A 15564-nucleotide genomic window follows, 5' to 3' on the forward strand; every position below is an offset into this window, starting at 1 on the left:
CCAAACTCCAAATTAATTAGAATTTTCTAAATCTTTATACAATTTATCAATTATATCATTATCAATATTTTCATCAAACTTGCGTGCAAATAAATTATCTTTTATGTTTTCTTTTATTTTTTTATAATCTTTCATCTGCAAATTAATAGGAGTACCTACACCCCATATAAGATATCTTAAAAAATCATTCACACATTTATCTTTAAAACTGCTTGTAAGAAGTATAGACTGAAAAAAAAACTCATCGCTTCCCCAAGTATAATTAAATCTATTTAAATACTGAGGATTTTTTTCTACATATTCAAGTATATATTTAATAGCATTATAGCTCAAATTCCACCAAGAAGAACCATAATATATATTTTCAGGTGTTTTTCTCTTTATAAATGGAATATTAGATATAGATTCTCTAAATTTCCTGCTTAACAGTTTTCTATATAGTTTTCCAAAGTTATAAGCATTAATCCTAAATGACATTTCTTTATACATACCATCATTATTTTTGATATTTTCAAATGAAATGAATTCCTTATCTTTATTTTCATCAAAAAAATTAATAATTTCTTTATTAGTTTTTAAAGGAACATCCTGACCGCTTATAAAAATATATCTTTCATAATTATTTTTAAAAGCTTCTCTCATCAAAAATAAAGTTGCCGCAACTTGACTTACACCACCATGATAAACTTTAATACTTTTATAAATATTAACATTATCAAAACTTTTTAAGCTTAATTTGCTTTTTTTATCAATATGCACATAAATATCAAAATCTTTTTTAAGATGATTAATTAATCTTAATAATTGACCCTGATTTTTATGTGCCGCTATCAAAAAACAAATTCTATTCATAAATTAAAACTTAGACTTAAACTCTTCTATAACTTTATAAAGACCGTCCATATCTTCTATATCTTTTTTCTCTCTAATATCATCAAGTACATTCTGTTTATCAGCTTTCATATACTGCAATAATCTCCATTCAAACTCATGCACTCTGTCAACTTCAATATTATCCAAGAAACCTTTAGTAGCTGCAAATATAACAACAACCTGTTCTTCAAAAGGCATAGGACTGTATTGTTTCTGCTTTAATAATTCAACCATTTTAGCACCTCTGTCTAACTGTGCTAAAGTAGCCTTATCAAGCCCAATACCAAGCTGAGAGAAAGCCTCTAAAGATCTGTAAGAAGCAAGATCAAGTCTTAAAGTACCAGCAACCTTTTTCATAGCCTTAGTCTGAGCATTACCGCCTACACGAGAAACGGATATACCAACATCTATAGCAGGACGTACACCGCTCATAAATAAACTAGTAAGCAAATATATCTGTCCGTCAGTAATAGAAATAACGTTAGTAGGAATATAAGCTGATACTTCATTATCCTGAGTTTCTATGATAGGAAGTGCTGTCAAAGAACCTCCTCCTAATTCATCGCTGAGTTTAGCTGCTCTTTCAAGAAGTCTTGAATGCAAATAGAAAACGTCTCCGGGGAAAGCCTCTCTTCCTGGAGGTCTTCTAAGAAGTAATGATATCTGTCTATAAGCATTAGCCTGTTTGGTTAAGTCATCATATATTATTAAAGTGTCTTTTTTCTGTTCATACATAAAGTATTCAGCCATAGCACATCCTGCATACGGAGCTATATAAAGAAGCGGAGCAGAATCAGCTGCAGTAGCCGCAACTACTATAGTATAGTCTAATGCCCCATGTTTTCTTAATGTATCAACAACACCAGCAACAGTAGAAGCCTTTTGTCCAATGGCTACATATACACATATTACTCCAGTGCCTTTTTGATTAATTATAGCATCTAAAGCAATAGAAGTTTTACCAGTACCTCTGTCGCCGATAATAAGCTGTCTTTGACCTCTTCCTACAGGAGTCATAGAGTCAATAGCTTTAATACCAGTCTGAAGCGGCTGTTTTACTGCCTGTCTGTCAGCAATACCGGGAGCTGGAAACTCTATTACTCTTCTTTTATCAGTAGTAATTTCTCCATGCCCATCTATAGGTACACCCAAAGGATTAACAACTCTTCCTAAAAGAGCCTCACCTACTGGAACTTCTAATATTCTTTTAAGTCTGCTTACTTTACTTCCCTCTTTAATGCCGTAATAATCACCCAAAACTATAGCACCTATAGTTTCTTCTTCCAAGTTAAAAGCAAGTCCTACCGCACCGCTTTCAAAAAGTATCATCTCATTGGCCATAACATGCGGAAGTCCAATTACTCTTGCAATACCATCTCCTACTTCTACAACTACCCCTACTTCATTCGGAGTAAAATCAGCTTTATAATTCTTAATCTCTTCCTTAAGAACCGCTGCAATTTCACTAGCTTTTATATTCATAATCAATTCCCCAAATGTAAAAAATATAATCAATTATCATCAGAAATAGAAGTTTTTAATTCTTTAAGTATTCTTCTTATACTGTAATCATAAACAATATCTTCTATCTCTATTACAATACCGCCTATAATATTTTCATCTGTATTAAATATAAAATGAACATCTCTGTCCTTAATCATATTTCTAATACATTCTTTTAATTTTTCTATATCATCTATATTATTTATATCAGACGCCGTTATAATTCTAGCCACTGCTATATTATAATATTCGTTGCATAAGTTTTCATACTCTACTATTATAGCAAATAAAGTATGAATCAAATCTCTTTCTATTAATATAGCAATAAGGTTAAAAGTCTCCTCAGATATTTTACCTGCATATATTTTCTTTAATATACGCATTCTCAAATTGCCGTCTATAAAACTGGATTTAAAAAAATCATATATATCCTTATCAACAAGCAAAGATGAGTAAACAATATCCAAATCGCTTTTAATCACTTCTATTTTTCCAGCATCAGAAGCTACATCAAACATTGCCTTAGCATAATTTTTAGCACTTGATTCATTTTTCGTTATACGTGTGAATCTGCTAACTTTTTCTCTGGTGCTCTCTTTCATCACCTCTTTTTTCAAATCTTTTAAAATGCTGTCAGCAATAGACTCCATAAGCATAATCTCCTACAATATTTAAGATTAATTACCTCGCGTAAATTTACTTTGCAATAAATCTATCTGATTTTTTATACTATAATCATAAACTGTAGAACCAATATATACTATTATACCGCCTATAATACGCTCATCAACCTCTGTTTCATAAGATATTTCATTACTGGAAAAACATTTTACTGTCTGAATAATATCTTCTATTGTTTTATCATCAACAGGAGAAGCTGTAATAATACGCACTCTAACTATATTATTATAATCATCTACTATATCTTTATATAAGCCTGCTATATCGGGAAGTACATCTATACTGTCATGTTCTGCCAATATAGAAACAAAAGCATAAGTTTCTTTAGAAAGCAAAGGTTTTAACCTTTTATCTATTAATTCTTTTTTGTCTTTCTTAGAAATAAATTTATCAAAAAAATAATTCTTTATATCAATATCCTGAAACAATTTAGAACATTCTGTAAGTTCATTATATATTTCTCTTATCATTCCAAGCTCTCTGGCTATGTCAAATATGGCATTAGCTGTGGGCTTTAATATTTCTAATTTTTCACTTTCTCTCATGATATCACTTCCTAAAACACTTATGCTTTTTATAAGTTTATTTATTTATTGTTTTCTTTACCTGCATTATTAATAAACTCATTAATTATAGCCTGATTATCTTCTTTATTGATATTTCTTTTAAGAATAGTTTCTGCCATAACAACAGCAATATCAAGTGCCTGTTTTTTAACACTATTCATAGCCTCTTCTTTAGACCTGTCTATTTCAGACATAATTTTGTTTTTATTAACTTCCGCCTCTTCTCTGGCATTATTAATAATTTTATCTCTAATTCTATTCGCCTCAACTCTTGCATTTTCTATAATAGCACTGGCTTCGGCTTTAGCATTATCAATCTGCTCCCTGTATGCTGCCAAAGATTTTTTAGCATTTTCTCTAGTTTTTTCTGCTTCTTCCAAATCTTCCTGTATTTTATCAGCACGGGCATTCAAACCTTTCAAAATTATTTTCCAAGTAGAAGCACCTAATATAGCAAGAACTAGTAAAAATGTGATCCAAGTCCAAATGATAATACCGGGATCTATTTTTAAAAGTGCCATACATATACCTCCAAATTTTTATTTAATTATTTTGTAAATAATGCAAGAATACAAATAACCAAAGCAAATAAACCTACACCTTCTATCAAAGCCGCTGCTATAAGCATTGCTGTCTGTATTTTTCCAGAAACCTCAGGCTGTCTTGCTATACCCTCAACTGCTCTAGAACCTATAAAACCTATTCCTAATCCTACTCCTATAGCTGCAAGTCCTGCTCCAATTGCTGCTCCTAATATAGAAAGTTCCATTTTTTTATTCTCCTTTTATTATAAAATTATAAATCATTTAATTATTTATTATTAATGCTCATCACTAATAGCAATTCCAATATAAACTGCTGATAATAATGAGAATATATAAGCTTGTAAAACCGCTACAAACATCTCAAGCACATATATAAATGCCAAAAACAACACCGCAAATGGCGAAACAAGCAAAGTTCCAGACATAATAATCAAGTACGGTATTACTATCATCATTATGTGACCGCCTGTAATGTTTGCAAAAAGACGTATAGCAAGAGCAAAAGCCCTGTTAAATAATGTAATAACTTCTAATACCCATATTATAGGTATAAGCGGTATAGGAAGCCCTTTAGGTACTAAAGATGTCCAATATCTTATAATACCTTTTTTTCTTATACCCGCAAAAATATAAACTATAAACACAATTACCGCTATTGAAGCTGTAAACCCTATATTTGCCCCAAGTCCGCCTGCTATATATGAATGACCTCCGTTTTCGGTAGGAAACTTCACCGATGCTGGTATAAGCCCCAATATATTTGAAAATAATACAAATAAAAACACAGTCAGACAAAAAGGCACATATTTTTTGCCTTCCTCGCCTAATGTAGCACCTATAACATCCTTATTCATATAGTCAATTAAACCTTCTAATATACTTTGTAAGTATGTAGGTCTGTTAAACGGACGTTTAAGCTTATGAGCTAAATATTTCATACTAAGTACAGATAAAATACCAGCTAAAGTTATTAATATGATATGCTTTGTTATCTTAAAATCGAAATTAATATAATGACCTAATCTTATAGGAATAGTATAAAACGGATCAGATGTATTATCTGTTATCTCCTCCATTATATAATCATTAATACTTTCAGCCCCATATACCATATCAGATGAAAATATAGCTGCAACAATAAAGGTTAATACAAAAATTTTCCTTAAAAAAATCACTTCTTTAATCATAATAAACAATTACTACCCTTAACTTAAGAAAATTTCTTTGATTCAATTAAAAAATAAAAATAATTTCAAATAATTGTATAACTATTAAATAAAAAATCAACCATTATTATTTATTTTTTAATCAAAATAAAAAAATCACAATTTATCCATAGCTTCAGTTTCACTTGTAAATATTGGAAAAAAGCTTGTGATTTTTGTAAGTTCAAACACTTTTTTAACAGGTTCTGTAACTTTTACAAAACATATTTTACCATTTACCTTCTTAAAAACACCAAGTGCTGAAATAAATACCCCTATTCCGCTGCTGTCTATATAATAAACATCTTCCATATCTATTATTATTCTTTTAGCTCCTAATTCTATTTGGGAAAATATAACATCTTTCAAGTCTGATGAAGTATATACATCTATATCTCCATCTAACTTTAGTACAGCTGTATTATTTTCAAGTTCTTTAACAGAAACTTCCATAAAAAAACTCCATTTAATTCTCTTAAACTTCTGATATGTTAATATTAACCTAAATAATATTTTTTACAATAGTTAATTATAAATATTTTTAATATGTATGAAATGTATAATTATTCATACGTATAAATAGTATGATATTAATTATATAAAAAATTTGTAAATTTATCATACAATATCTATTGACAATAAAAACTAATTGTAATATGATTCTAAAATAAAAATGACACTAGTATCATTTTTATTTTTTCATACTGACTTTAAAAATAAGAGGTGAACGCCAAAATAATACAATGCCTAAAGTAAATCAAGAATATTTTGATAACAAGAGAAAGATAATATTAGAAGCAGCTATGAGAGTTTTTCTAAAAAAGCCTGCTTATAGTGTTACAATGAAAGATATTATTAAAGAATCAGAATTAAGTCAAGGAGGGGTTTATAAATATTATTCAAATATAGATGATATTGTTATTTCATTACTAAATAGTAAAAAAACTAATATAAATCCTAAAGATATCATAGAAAAATATAGCGATAAACCTGAAAAAGTTATATTTGAATTATTTGAATATTTTAAAAAGTTTTTTTTCATTACGGCAAGCGAATTTGGAAAAATAATGTTTGAACTTCAGCCGATTTTTTTTAATGATAAAAAAAGATTTGAAAAGCTTAAAGAAAGCATAAATGAAGATGTTAATCTATATTTTTGGCTTACTGAATTATTTTTATTTATAGATAAAAAGATAGAGGAAAAATATTTTGTACCAATAGCTGAATATAATGATATTTATATGCAGATAATAGTGACTATAGCAGGTATAGGAACTGAATTAATATTAACTAAATATTATGATTTTGACAGAAAATTATATTATTATAGAGATAATGTGGAACAAAATAGAAGTTTAGAGATTAATTTGAGTAACTTAATTGATAATTTGTGTAGAACTGTATTATATTTACTTGGAAGCAAATACAGTTTTGAGAATTTGAAAAAACAAGAAGAGTAATTTAGGGATATTTAGATAAGGAGTGCTAATGAAAATCAAAATAGAGTGTACAATATTTTTATTAATGTTTTTTACTGTGAATATTTTATATTCTCAGACCAATACATTAACTTATGCTGCATATATGGAAACTATAAGAGATCAGATTCCAGAGTTAAAAATAAATGCTGTTACTGAAACTAATGCTGAAATGAATCTTCTTAGTGCTAAAAGTTCAGGCGATGTTAATTTATCTGCTCAGCTTGGTGCTGTAGGAAAATACGGAAGTTTATCCAGCGGAAGTACAACTTCAACATCAGCAGGACCTACAGTAGAGGCAGCTGGAATACAGGCTGGAATTGGTGTAGGTTCATTAATACCATACAGCGGAACTACTTGGTCTGTTAATTTAACACATAGTTCTTTTTTGGGCGGAAAATTATACCCAGACGGCACTCATGCTGTAGATTTTAATAATTATCTGCCTTCTCTAACAATAGAAGTTACTCAGCCTCTTTTGAGAAATTTTTTCGGTAAATTAGACAGATACCCTATTAAAGATGCTGAATATGCTCTCGCTATAGCAAAACTTCAGAGAAAATTAGATGATGCAAGTGTTATTGTTTCATATCAGAAAATCTATTATCAATGGATAATGTACGAAAAACTTCTTGCATACTACAGAAGCATGTATATCACTGCTAAAAGATTTGAAAATCAGATGAGAGACAGATATAACAACGGACTTATAGATAATGACTCCTATCAGAATGCAAGAACTCAGACTATGGTATACAGCGATTATTATGCTCAAAATCAGGTTTATTTAGACAGTCTTTTAGCAACTGTAAGTTTCTTTATGCCAGTAACCAATATAAAACCAGATCATACCACTTGGGACGCTTATTTAGATTTGGGAAGCAATATGCAAATGGAAAGTGTACCTTTTGCAGACAGTGTAAATGGGCAAATTGCATATCAGTCAAAAATAAGGGCGGAATATACTCTTGAAGTTATGAAAAACGGAACTTTGCCTAATTTAGATTTGGTAGGAAGTGTTAGTTTGAATGGACTTAGCCCAAACAGTGACGGTTATTTTCAGTCTTTTGGAAGTATGACAAATGTTGACTTCTTTGCAGGAGTACAGTTCTCATACCCTATAGGAAACAGAGCAAATAAAGCTCAGTATCAAATGGCTGAAAACTCATTATATGGAATTATAGCTCAGTATGATCAATTAGAAAAAGATTATAATACTCAGCTTCAAACATATATTTCAAGATTTAATGCTTATAAAAATTTAATAGCAAGCAAGCAAATGCAGATAAGAGCTATTAATTCAAGAATAGCAACTCAGCTTCAAAAATTAGATCAAGGACGTTTGGAAATTGATGATTTACTTACATCAAGATTAGACTTAGTTGCTACACAAACAGAACTTTTAAATCTTCAGTATGAGTTTATAACTACTATATTCGATTATAGAGCTTTACTTGCAATTGATTATGAATAAAATATTTTTTTATTAGATATTTGATAAGGATTTAGAGGGATATATATAAAAATCATTCGGGGGTTAATTTTTATTAACCTCCAAATGATTAAGTCTTTAAATTTTTAGTTAACATAAACAAAACAGAAATAGGAGATGCAGAGATAATGGAAAAAATTATAGTATTTTTTGCAAAAAACACTATGCTTGTAAATATAATAGTAATAGTAATATTATTTGTAGGGGGCTATGAATATTTTAATTTAAGAAAAGAATCAATACCTTCAACAGATTTAGACAAAATGTTAATTGCTGTGACATACCCCGGAGCTACTCCTCTTGATGTAGAGCAGAATGCAGTTATACCTATAGAAGAAGAATTGCAGGGTATATCTGGTATAGATGAATATGAAACTACAATTATTGAAAACGTTGCTATAATATTAGTAACATTAGATGAAACTCTTCCAGACAGACAGCCTGTTAAAGATGAAATATTCAGACAAATGCAGAACGTACCTGATTTATCAACAGATGTTGAAGAGGTTACAACTTATGACTTGAACCCTAATAAAATGTCTATATATACATTGGCTGTTCACTTCAAAGAAGGTATGGAAGGCGATGAGAGAGAATTATTTGATGTAAGCCAAACACTTGAAAATGAGCTTGTAAGACTTGAAGGTGTAGGAGAAGTTAGAATAGAAGGAAGAACTGATCCTGAAATAAAAGTTTATATAGATCCTATAAAAATGCAGAAAAATTATATAGCATTAAGCGATGTTGTAAATGCACTCAGCATACGGAATGTAAGAGCTACTGGAGGAGACATAGAAACGGGTGGAAAGGAACAGACTGTTGTAACTTATGGTGAGTTTCAAGACCCTATGGAATCAAGTAATGTTATAATACGTTCTACTTTTAACGGTCAGAGAGTAAGAGTTAGCGATATAGGACATGTGGAATCTGGTTTTGAAGATAAAACTACTCTTATGAGAGTTAATAGAGCTTCTGGATATTCTCTTTCTATCGTAAAAAATGAAAATGCTGATATTCTTAAAACTATTGAAACAGTAAATCAATATCTAAAAGATAATGCTGATTTAATACCTGATAATATTCAGGTATCTGTTATGGGGGATAACTCAAGAACTATCAAATCTCTTTTGAATATTGTTACTTCAAACCTTATTCAAGGATTTATAATCATATTTATAACTTTGATTATATTCCTAGATTTCAAAAGTGCTATGTTTACAAGTTTAGGTATGGTTATTACTATGTTCTCATGCTTTATTTACATGCAGGTAACTGGAATAACATTCAATACTATGTCATTAGCAGCTATTATTACAGTACTTGGTATGATAGTAGACAACTCGATAGTAGTATCCGAAAATATATTCAACTTCAAACAGGCTGGATATAAGGGACTTGAAGCAACAAGACTTGCTGTAAGTGATGTTGTTATGCCTATGGTGGCTTCTACTCTTACAACAGTGGCAGCATTCTTCCCTATGCTTACAATAAGCGGTATGATGGGTAAAATATTAAACCTTTTCCCAAGAATAGTTATATTTACTCTTGTTGTAAGTATGCTTCAGGCTACTTTGCTTTTACCTAACCAATTGCAGGATAAAGAAGATAAATACCAGTCATACAAACCTAAAAAGAAAAGTAAATTTAAAAACCCTCTTGATTTTGACAAAGATGCTTTATTTGATAAAATGAAAATACCTTTTGGTGTTATATTAGAAAAATTAATTCAAGTAAGATATATTGTAATAGGTGCTTTCGTAGCATTATTAATAGCTTCAATATTTTTAGCACAAAGCAGCTTTAAAAACTTCGTACTTATATATGATACTAGTGCTGATACTATAGTCATTAATATAGAAATGCCAACTGGTACTACTAAAGAAGTTACAACAAAAGAGATTGCAAAAATAGAAAATGTTGTTGCAAGTGTGGTAAAACCAGAAGAGCTTATTGCTTTATACTCACTTGTAGGAAAACAGGTTGACCAACAGGTTGTATCTGAAGAAAAAGGAAGTTTGGCTGGTATTATGGTTTATTTAGTACCTGCTGCTGAAAGAGAGAGAACTGCTGATGAACTTGTTGCTTTAATAAATGCCGAACTAGATAAAACAGATATAAGACAGACTGTTCCTATATTTAGTATGAATACAAAAGGAAGTATTGACCCAGGAGATCCTGTAGACATAAAAATAGTAGGAAACAATACTGAGCTTGCTAAAAAAGCTAAAGATGAGATAAAAGAGTTTTTGGCTACAGTACCTGGTGTTATCAACATCGATGACGATGACAAAGTTGGTAAAGAAGAATTAAGAGTAATGTTTGATTATGATAAAATAGCAGAACTTGGCGTCAATGTAGCTACTGTTGCTAATGAGGTAAGAACGGCATACTATGGTACTGAAGCTACATACATACAGGAGCTTGAAAATAAATTAAACTTCAGAGTAGTATTTGATGATCCTTATACCTATGATATTCAATACCTTACTAATCTTTTAATACCAAATACAAGCGGAAGACTTATTTATCTTCATAACCTAGCAGATGTAGAAATTGCTGACGGACTTGCAACATTAAAGCACTATAATGGTCAAAGAACGATAACTATAACTGCAGGCATTGAATATGGAAAAAATACTTCTCAGCAGGTTATGGCAGCAGTAAGCGAAAGATTTAAAGATTTCAGCAGACAGTACAGAGGATTAAAATTAGAATTCGGTGGTGAAGCAAAAGAAACTATGAAAGCCATAAGACAATTAATATTCAGTTTTGCTATGGCATTCATATTCGTATACATCGTATTACTATTACAGTTAAACAGATTTATACAGCCTATTATGATAATGATAATTATTCCATTTGGTTTAATTGGGGTATTACTAGGCTTTGCTATACACAGAATGCCTTTATCATTTATGGGTGTTGTAGGTATTATTGGTTTGGCTGGTGTTGTAGTAAACAATGGTATTATACTTGTTGACCTCATTAACAAAATCATAGATGAAGGTGTAGAAGGCGGTAAAAAAGGTGTTGCCAAAGCTATTGTTGACGGAGCTAAGCAGCGTCTTCGTCCTGTATTCTTAACTACGGTTACTACAGTTGTTGGACTTTTACCTACTGTATATGGTATAGGAGGTAGAGCTGATATTATTATTCCTATAGTTATGGCATTAGCTTATGGGCTTTTATTTGCTTCTTTACTTACTCTCATATTCTTACCTTGTATGTTTATGATTATGTTTGACTTGAGATTAATAAAAATTCCTCCTACAAAAAGTCCTTCAGAGGAGATTACTACTACTATAACAACAACTTCAAATTAATTTAATTATTATAAAAAATAATTATTGATATAATCCCTGATGTTTTAATAAATATCAGGGATTATAATTTTTATATAAAGTTTAATGATTATTTATTTATGATAGTTGACAATTTTGCTATTTATAAATATTATTATTAACAAAAAATTAATGCACTGAAGCTAATTATAAATTAAGGAGCTCAATAAAATTATGGCTAAGACTATTAAATGTAAATCCTGTAAAACTGTAAATGATAAATATGCCAAACAATGCCGTTCATGCGGAACTTTACTATATCCTGAAATATCATATAAAAATGCAACAATAGTTACAATTGCATTAGATGTTTTTTTTACTTTTGTATATCTTTTTGGAATATATCTTTTTATTATTAATGCTAATAATAATGAAATACCTAAATATATTACCATACTTCCTGCTCCAAATACAATACCTTACTTTTTAATAATAGTTCTATTTTTAGCATTTGCTGCTACTAAAATACTTTATATATTAAATGTATTTGTATTAAAAAAAGATATCATATTTACTATAAGACGTTTTAGTATGTTTGTTGAAGCTGTTATAATGTTTCCTGTTCAAACAATACTAGCATTATATTTTTATGAGCCTGCTACGAATCAGGATAAAATAATAAAAAAAATGGATTAGACTTATGTCTTTAAACATCTTAAAAAGTATAAAAAGTGCTTATAAATTTATTAATGAAAATAAAAACTCTTCTTCCATTTCTTCTATTGCTTTAATCCCTACTATGGGAGCTTTGCATGAAGGTCATATTTCATTAATAAAAAAGGCAAAAAAAGAATGTGATGTAGTTATAGTAAGTATATTTATTAATCCGCTTCAATTTACAAAAGTAGAAGATATAGAAAAATACCCTCAAAATATAAATAATGATAAACAAATTTTAGAAGAATTAGAAATTGATGCACTATTCTTACCATCAGTTGAAGAGATGATACCTAATGATTACAGCACTTATATAAATATGGATAATATATCAGTAATCAAAAGACCAATATATTATAAAGGTGCCGTTACAATAACAGCAAAACTTTTTAATATATTCTCTCCTACGCATGCTTATTTTATAGAGCATGATTATCAAAAAATATTTTTAATAAAAAAAATGATAAAAGATTTTGGATATAATATATCAGTAAAAACTATACCAATAGTAAGAGATGAAAATATGCTTGCTTTAAGCAGTTTAAATAGTCTATTAAGTGAAAGAGAAAAAGAAGAAGCTGCTATTATATACACATTATTAAAAGAGGCAAGAGAGGAGTTTAAAAAAGCAAGTACAAAATCATCTTATTTAATGGATATAATAAAAAATAATCTGCGTACTCATAAAATGCTTAAATTAGAATATATTGACATTGCAGATAAAGATACTTTGACTAGTGTAGAAACTGCCACAAAAAACTCTATAATATTGATATCCTGCTACTGCGGCTCTACTAGATTATTAGACAATATGCCTTTGAAATAATATTTAAAAATCAATACCAAGTTCTATACTATTTTTAATAAAAATCATTTATTATTATAATAAAAAAGCTGGGAAACCCAGCTTATATATTGTTAGACATTCTTACTCTTACCTAGCACCTTTATCGTAAGGAACTCCTGATGCTTTAGGAGCCTGTGAATTTTTAGAGGTAAATGCCAAAACTATTATAGTTGTAATATAAGGTATCATTTTATATATATTGTTTGATATAGGCAGATCTGAAAGTATAGGTATTCCAGAATAAGCAGAAGCCAAAGTTTTCATAAGCCCGAAGAAAAATGCCGCATAAAGTATCTTCATAGGCTTCCATTGTCCAAATATTAATACTGCCAAAGCTAAAAATCCGTAACCTGCCACAGTGGCATTAAAGTTAGTAGAAGTAGGAATAACGAATACTAATCCGCCCAAACCTCCTAAAGCTCCTGATATGGCAACACCTATATAACGCATTTTATAAACATTAATACCTACAGAATCTGCAGCCTGAGGATGTTCTCCGCAGCTTCTAAGTCTAAGACCAAATCTTGTTTTATAAAGCAAAAACCAAGATAAAGCTAATATTATAAAACCTATATATGTTGTTATGTATGTATTTTGAAAAAATAATCCGCCTATTATAGGAATGCTTCCAAGTATAGGTACAGACTCTATTCTAAAATTATTAACAAAACTTATCTGCTGTACTGTCTGAATAGCTCTTGTTACATATATAGCAAATGCAGGGGCAAATATATTTAAAGCAGTACCGCTTATAACTTGGTCGGCACTCATACTAATAGCAGCATATGCATGAAGAAGAGAAAATATTACACCCGCTAAAGCAGATATAATCATAGCAAGAAATAATGTAACAGTAGGAGGAAAATTAGCACCTAATCTGCTTATAAAAAATATACCAGCAAAAGCTCCTATTATCATTATACCTTCAAGAGCAATATTAACAACACCGCTTCTCTCAGAAAACATTCCTCCCAAAGCTACAAGTAAAAGCGGAATAGAAAAAAACATTGTCTGCTGTACTAAAAAATAAATTGTATCCATTTAAAAAATCTCCTTTTATCTAACTAAAGTAGCTTTAGAGTTTACTCATTAGCATTTTTCTCTTCTTTGTTTAGCTTTTTATATATAAACCCAACTATGGATTTAAAAAGCAAAGCAAAAGCACTGAAATATATGATAGAGGCAATAATCATCTCTATAATCTCTGGGGTAAAATTATATATCTGCATATAAAATCCCCCAACAGTAATATGGGCAATAAAAAGACCTGCTATTAATATACCTATAGGGTGAGAAAGTCCAAGCAAAGCAATAGGTATACCCATAAATCCTTCTTCAGCAAGTACATCAACAACCTCTATATGCTTACCTACTCCAGAAAGATATAAAAGTCCGCCTCCTAGTCCTGCCAAAGCACCAGCTATAACCATGGAAAGAACTATATTTCTTTTTTCGTTAATACCTGCATATTTACTTGCATCTTTATTAAATCCGCAAGCCTTAAGCTCAAAACCAAATGTAGTTTTTGAAAGTATGATATATACTATTATTACAACTATTACAGCGATGAAAAAGCCTCCATTAGCACTTGAACCTTTAAATATAACATTAAGCCCCATAGTCGGCATAGTAGCAGAAGGCGGAATATTCTGAGACTGATTTTTAAGCATATCATAAACCGTAAGTGTAACGAGGTAATTAACTAAATACATACCAATATAATTCATCATAATGCTTGAAATAACCTCATTAACATTAAAATGAGCCTTCAAAAAACCAGGTAAATAAGCCCAAAGACCTCCAGCTATAAAAGAAACAAGCAAAGCAATAACCCAATGCAAAGCAGGAGGAAGAAATGTGCATTTAATAGCAACAAGTACAGCTGCATAAGCACCCACTATAAATTGACCAGGTGCACCTATATTAAAAAGACCGTTTTTAAAAGCAAATCCTACAGAAAGCCCTGTAAGTATCAAAGGTGTAGCAGTATATATAACCTGTCCCATTCCCCTGCTTCCTCCAGAAAAACCGCCCGAAAGTATTGTCATAAAGGCTGGAAAAGCATCATAAACATTACTTACTAAAAGTATTATAAGCCCTAAAAGCAAACCTATAATAATAGCAAGAAAAGAAGAGAATATATTAATAAATCCTTCTTTCTCCAAAATACTAGCCAATTTGTTTTTGAAATCCATTAAGTACTCCTTTTATAACAATACATTATTAATATTTATAAAACTTGTTAGTTAATACCGCTCACAAGTTTTTATTTTATTATTGTTATGCTCGCCTTCGCCTTAATAAGCTAGCGAGTGAACTCACTAGCTGGCTTCGGCTCGCTTGTTTAGTATAATATATCTCATTATTGTTATGCTC

At 30.0% G+C, this 15564-nt stretch carries 15 protein-coding genes; 5 read left to right on the top strand and 10 right to left on the bottom strand.

Going from position 1 to position 15564, the window contains the following annotated elements; genetic code table 11:
* Positions 1 to 12: 12 nt before the first annotated feature.
* The 8 genes from F811_RS0106530 to F811_RS0106565 form a co-directional block, all read right to left on the bottom strand.
* Complete coding sequence (locus tag F811_RS0106530) at positions 13 to 852, bottom strand: beta-1,6-N-acetylglucosaminyltransferase (RefSeq protein WP_020004471.1); 840 nt, start codon at positions 850 to 852, stop codon at positions 13 to 15.
* A 3-nt stretch (positions 853 to 855) separates the two neighbouring features.
* Positions 856 to 2355, bottom strand: a complete 1500-nt coding sequence (gene atpA / locus F811_RS0106535) for a F0F1 ATP synthase subunit alpha (RefSeq protein WP_020004472.1) — start codon at positions 2353 to 2355, stop codon at positions 856 to 858.
* 29 nt (positions 2356 to 2384) lie between these two features.
* Positions 2385 to 3026 (bottom strand): ATP synthase F1 subunit delta, encoded by a 642-nt coding sequence (gene atpH, locus F811_RS0106540; protein WP_020004473.1) that lies wholly within the window; start codon positions 3024 to 3026, stop codon positions 2385 to 2387.
* Between the two features lie 27 nt (positions 3027 to 3053).
* Positions 3054 to 3602, bottom strand: coding sequence for an ATP synthase F1 subunit delta (atpH, locus tag F811_RS0106545; RefSeq protein ID WP_020004474.1), 549 nt, complete (start codon positions 3600 to 3602; stop codon positions 3054 to 3056).
* A 41-nt stretch (positions 3603 to 3643) separates the two neighbouring features.
* Positions 3644 to 4144 (bottom strand): F0F1 ATP synthase subunit B, encoded by a 501-nt coding sequence (gene atpF / locus F811_RS0106550; RefSeq protein WP_020004475.1) that lies wholly within the window; start codon positions 4142 to 4144, stop codon positions 3644 to 3646.
* 26 nt (positions 4145 to 4170) lie between these two features.
* Complete coding sequence (gene atpE / locus F811_RS0106555) at positions 4171 to 4392, bottom strand: ATP synthase F0 subunit C (protein WP_008723511.1); 222 nt, start codon at positions 4390 to 4392, stop codon at positions 4171 to 4173.
* Positions 4393 to 4443: 51 nt separating this feature from the next.
* Complete coding sequence (atpB, locus tag F811_RS0106560; protein WP_020004476.1) at positions 4444 to 5355, bottom strand: F0F1 ATP synthase subunit A; 912 nt, start codon at positions 5353 to 5355, stop codon at positions 4444 to 4446.
* A 135-nt stretch (positions 5356 to 5490) separates the two neighbouring features.
* On the bottom strand, positions 5491 to 5826 hold the full coding sequence (locus tag F811_RS0106565; protein ID WP_020004477.1) for an STAS domain-containing protein: 336 nt from the start codon (positions 5824 to 5826) through the stop codon (positions 5491 to 5493).
* 290 nt (positions 5827 to 6116) lie between these two features.
* Here F811_RS0106565 and F811_RS0106570 point away from each other — a divergent pair, with 290 nt between their 5' ends.
* The 5 genes from F811_RS0106570 (at position 6117) to panC (ending at position 13167) form a co-directional block, all read left to right on the top strand.
* Entirely contained in the window at positions 6117 to 6833 is a 717-nt protein-coding gene (locus F811_RS0106570) for a TetR/AcrR family transcriptional regulator (RefSeq protein WP_020004478.1), read from the top strand.
* A gap of 28 nt (positions 6834 to 6861) precedes the next feature.
* Entirely contained in the window at positions 6862 to 8325 is a 1464-nt protein-coding gene (locus tag F811_RS0106575) for a TolC family protein (protein ID WP_020004479.1), read from the top strand.
* A 146-nt stretch (positions 8326 to 8471) separates the two neighbouring features.
* Positions 8472 to 11666: an efflux RND transporter permease subunit gene (locus F811_RS0106580; RefSeq protein ID WP_020004480.1), complete on the top strand. Its 3195-nt coding sequence runs from the start codon at positions 8472 to 8474 to the stop codon at positions 11664 to 11666.
* 192 nt (positions 11667 to 11858) lie between these two features.
* Complete coding sequence (locus tag F811_RS0106585) at positions 11859 to 12320, top strand: hypothetical protein (protein ID WP_020004481.1); 462 nt, start codon at positions 11859 to 11861, stop codon at positions 12318 to 12320.
* A gap of 4 nt (positions 12321 to 12324) precedes the next feature.
* Positions 12325 to 13167 carry a pantoate--beta-alanine ligase gene (gene panC / locus F811_RS0106590; RefSeq protein ID WP_020004482.1) on the top strand — a complete coding sequence of 281 codons (843 nt, stop codon included), beginning with the start codon at positions 12325 to 12327 and terminating at the stop codon, positions 13165 to 13167.
* 108 nt (positions 13168 to 13275) lie between these two features.
* Here the strand turns inward: panC and F811_RS0106595 are convergent, their stop codons facing one another.
* Positions 13276 to 14229, bottom strand: a complete 954-nt coding sequence (locus F811_RS0106595) for an ABC transporter permease (RefSeq protein ID WP_020004483.1) — start codon at positions 14227 to 14229, stop codon at positions 13276 to 13278.
* 41 nt (positions 14230 to 14270) lie between these two features.
* On the bottom strand, positions 14271 to 15383 hold the full coding sequence (locus F811_RS0106600) for an ABC transporter permease (RefSeq protein WP_020004484.1): 1113 nt from the start codon (positions 15381 to 15383) through the stop codon (positions 14271 to 14273).
* Positions 15384 to 15564 lie beyond the last annotated feature (181 nt).

Source organism: Brachyspira innocens ATCC 29796 (assembly GCF_000384655.1).
Lineage (GTDB): Bacteria > Spirochaetota > Brachyspiria > Brachyspirales > Brachyspiraceae > Brachyspira > Brachyspira innocens.

Coding starts and splice junctions, on each gene's coding strand:
- atpB (WP_020004476.1), bottom strand. CDS start 5,355: ATGATTAAAGAAGTGATTTTTTTAAGGAAAATTTTTGTATTAACCTTT.
- F811_RS0106585 (WP_020004481.1), top strand. CDS start 11,859: ATGGCTAAGACTATTAAATGTAAATCCTGTAAAACTGTAAATGATAAA.
- panC (WP_020004482.1), top strand. CDS start 12,325: ATGTCTTTAAACATCTTAAAAAGTATAAAAAGTGCTTATAAATTTATT.
- F811_RS0106530 (WP_020004471.1), bottom strand. CDS start 852: ATGAATAGAATTTGTTTTTTGATAGCGGCACATAAAAATCAGGGTCAA.
- atpE (WP_008723511.1), bottom strand. CDS start 4,392: ATGGAACTTTCTATATTAGGAGCAGCAATTGGAGCAGGACTTGCAGCT.
- atpA (WP_020004472.1), bottom strand. CDS start 2,355: ATGAATATAAAAGCTAGTGAAATTGCAGCGGTTCTTAAGGAAGAGATT.
- F811_RS0106575 (WP_020004479.1), top strand. CDS start 6,862: ATGAAAATCAAAATAGAGTGTACAATATTTTTATTAATGTTTTTTACT.
- F811_RS0106600 (WP_020004484.1), bottom strand. CDS start 15,383: ATGGATTTCAAAAACAAATTGGCTAGTATTTTGGAGAAAGAAGGATTT.
- F811_RS0106570 (WP_020004478.1), top strand. CDS start 6,117: ATGCCTAAAGTAAATCAAGAATATTTTGATAACAAGAGAAAGATAATA.
- atpF (WP_020004475.1), bottom strand. CDS start 4,144: ATGGCACTTTTAAAAATAGATCCCGGTATTATCATTTGGACTTGGATC.
- F811_RS0106580 (WP_020004480.1), top strand. CDS start 8,472: ATGGAAAAAATTATAGTATTTTTTGCAAAAAACACTATGCTTGTAAAT.
- F811_RS0106565 (WP_020004477.1), bottom strand. CDS start 5,826: ATGGAAGTTTCTGTTAAAGAACTTGAAAATAATACAGCTGTACTAAAG.
- F811_RS0106595 (WP_020004483.1), bottom strand. CDS start 14,229: ATGGATACAATTTATTTTTTAGTACAGCAGACAATGTTTTTTTCTATT.
- atpH (WP_020004474.1), bottom strand. CDS start 3,602: ATGAGAGAAAGTGAAAAATTAGAAATATTAAAGCCCACAGCTAATGCC.
- atpH (WP_020004473.1), bottom strand. CDS start 3,026: ATGGAGTCTATTGCTGACAGCATTTTAAAAGATTTGAAAAAAGAGGTG.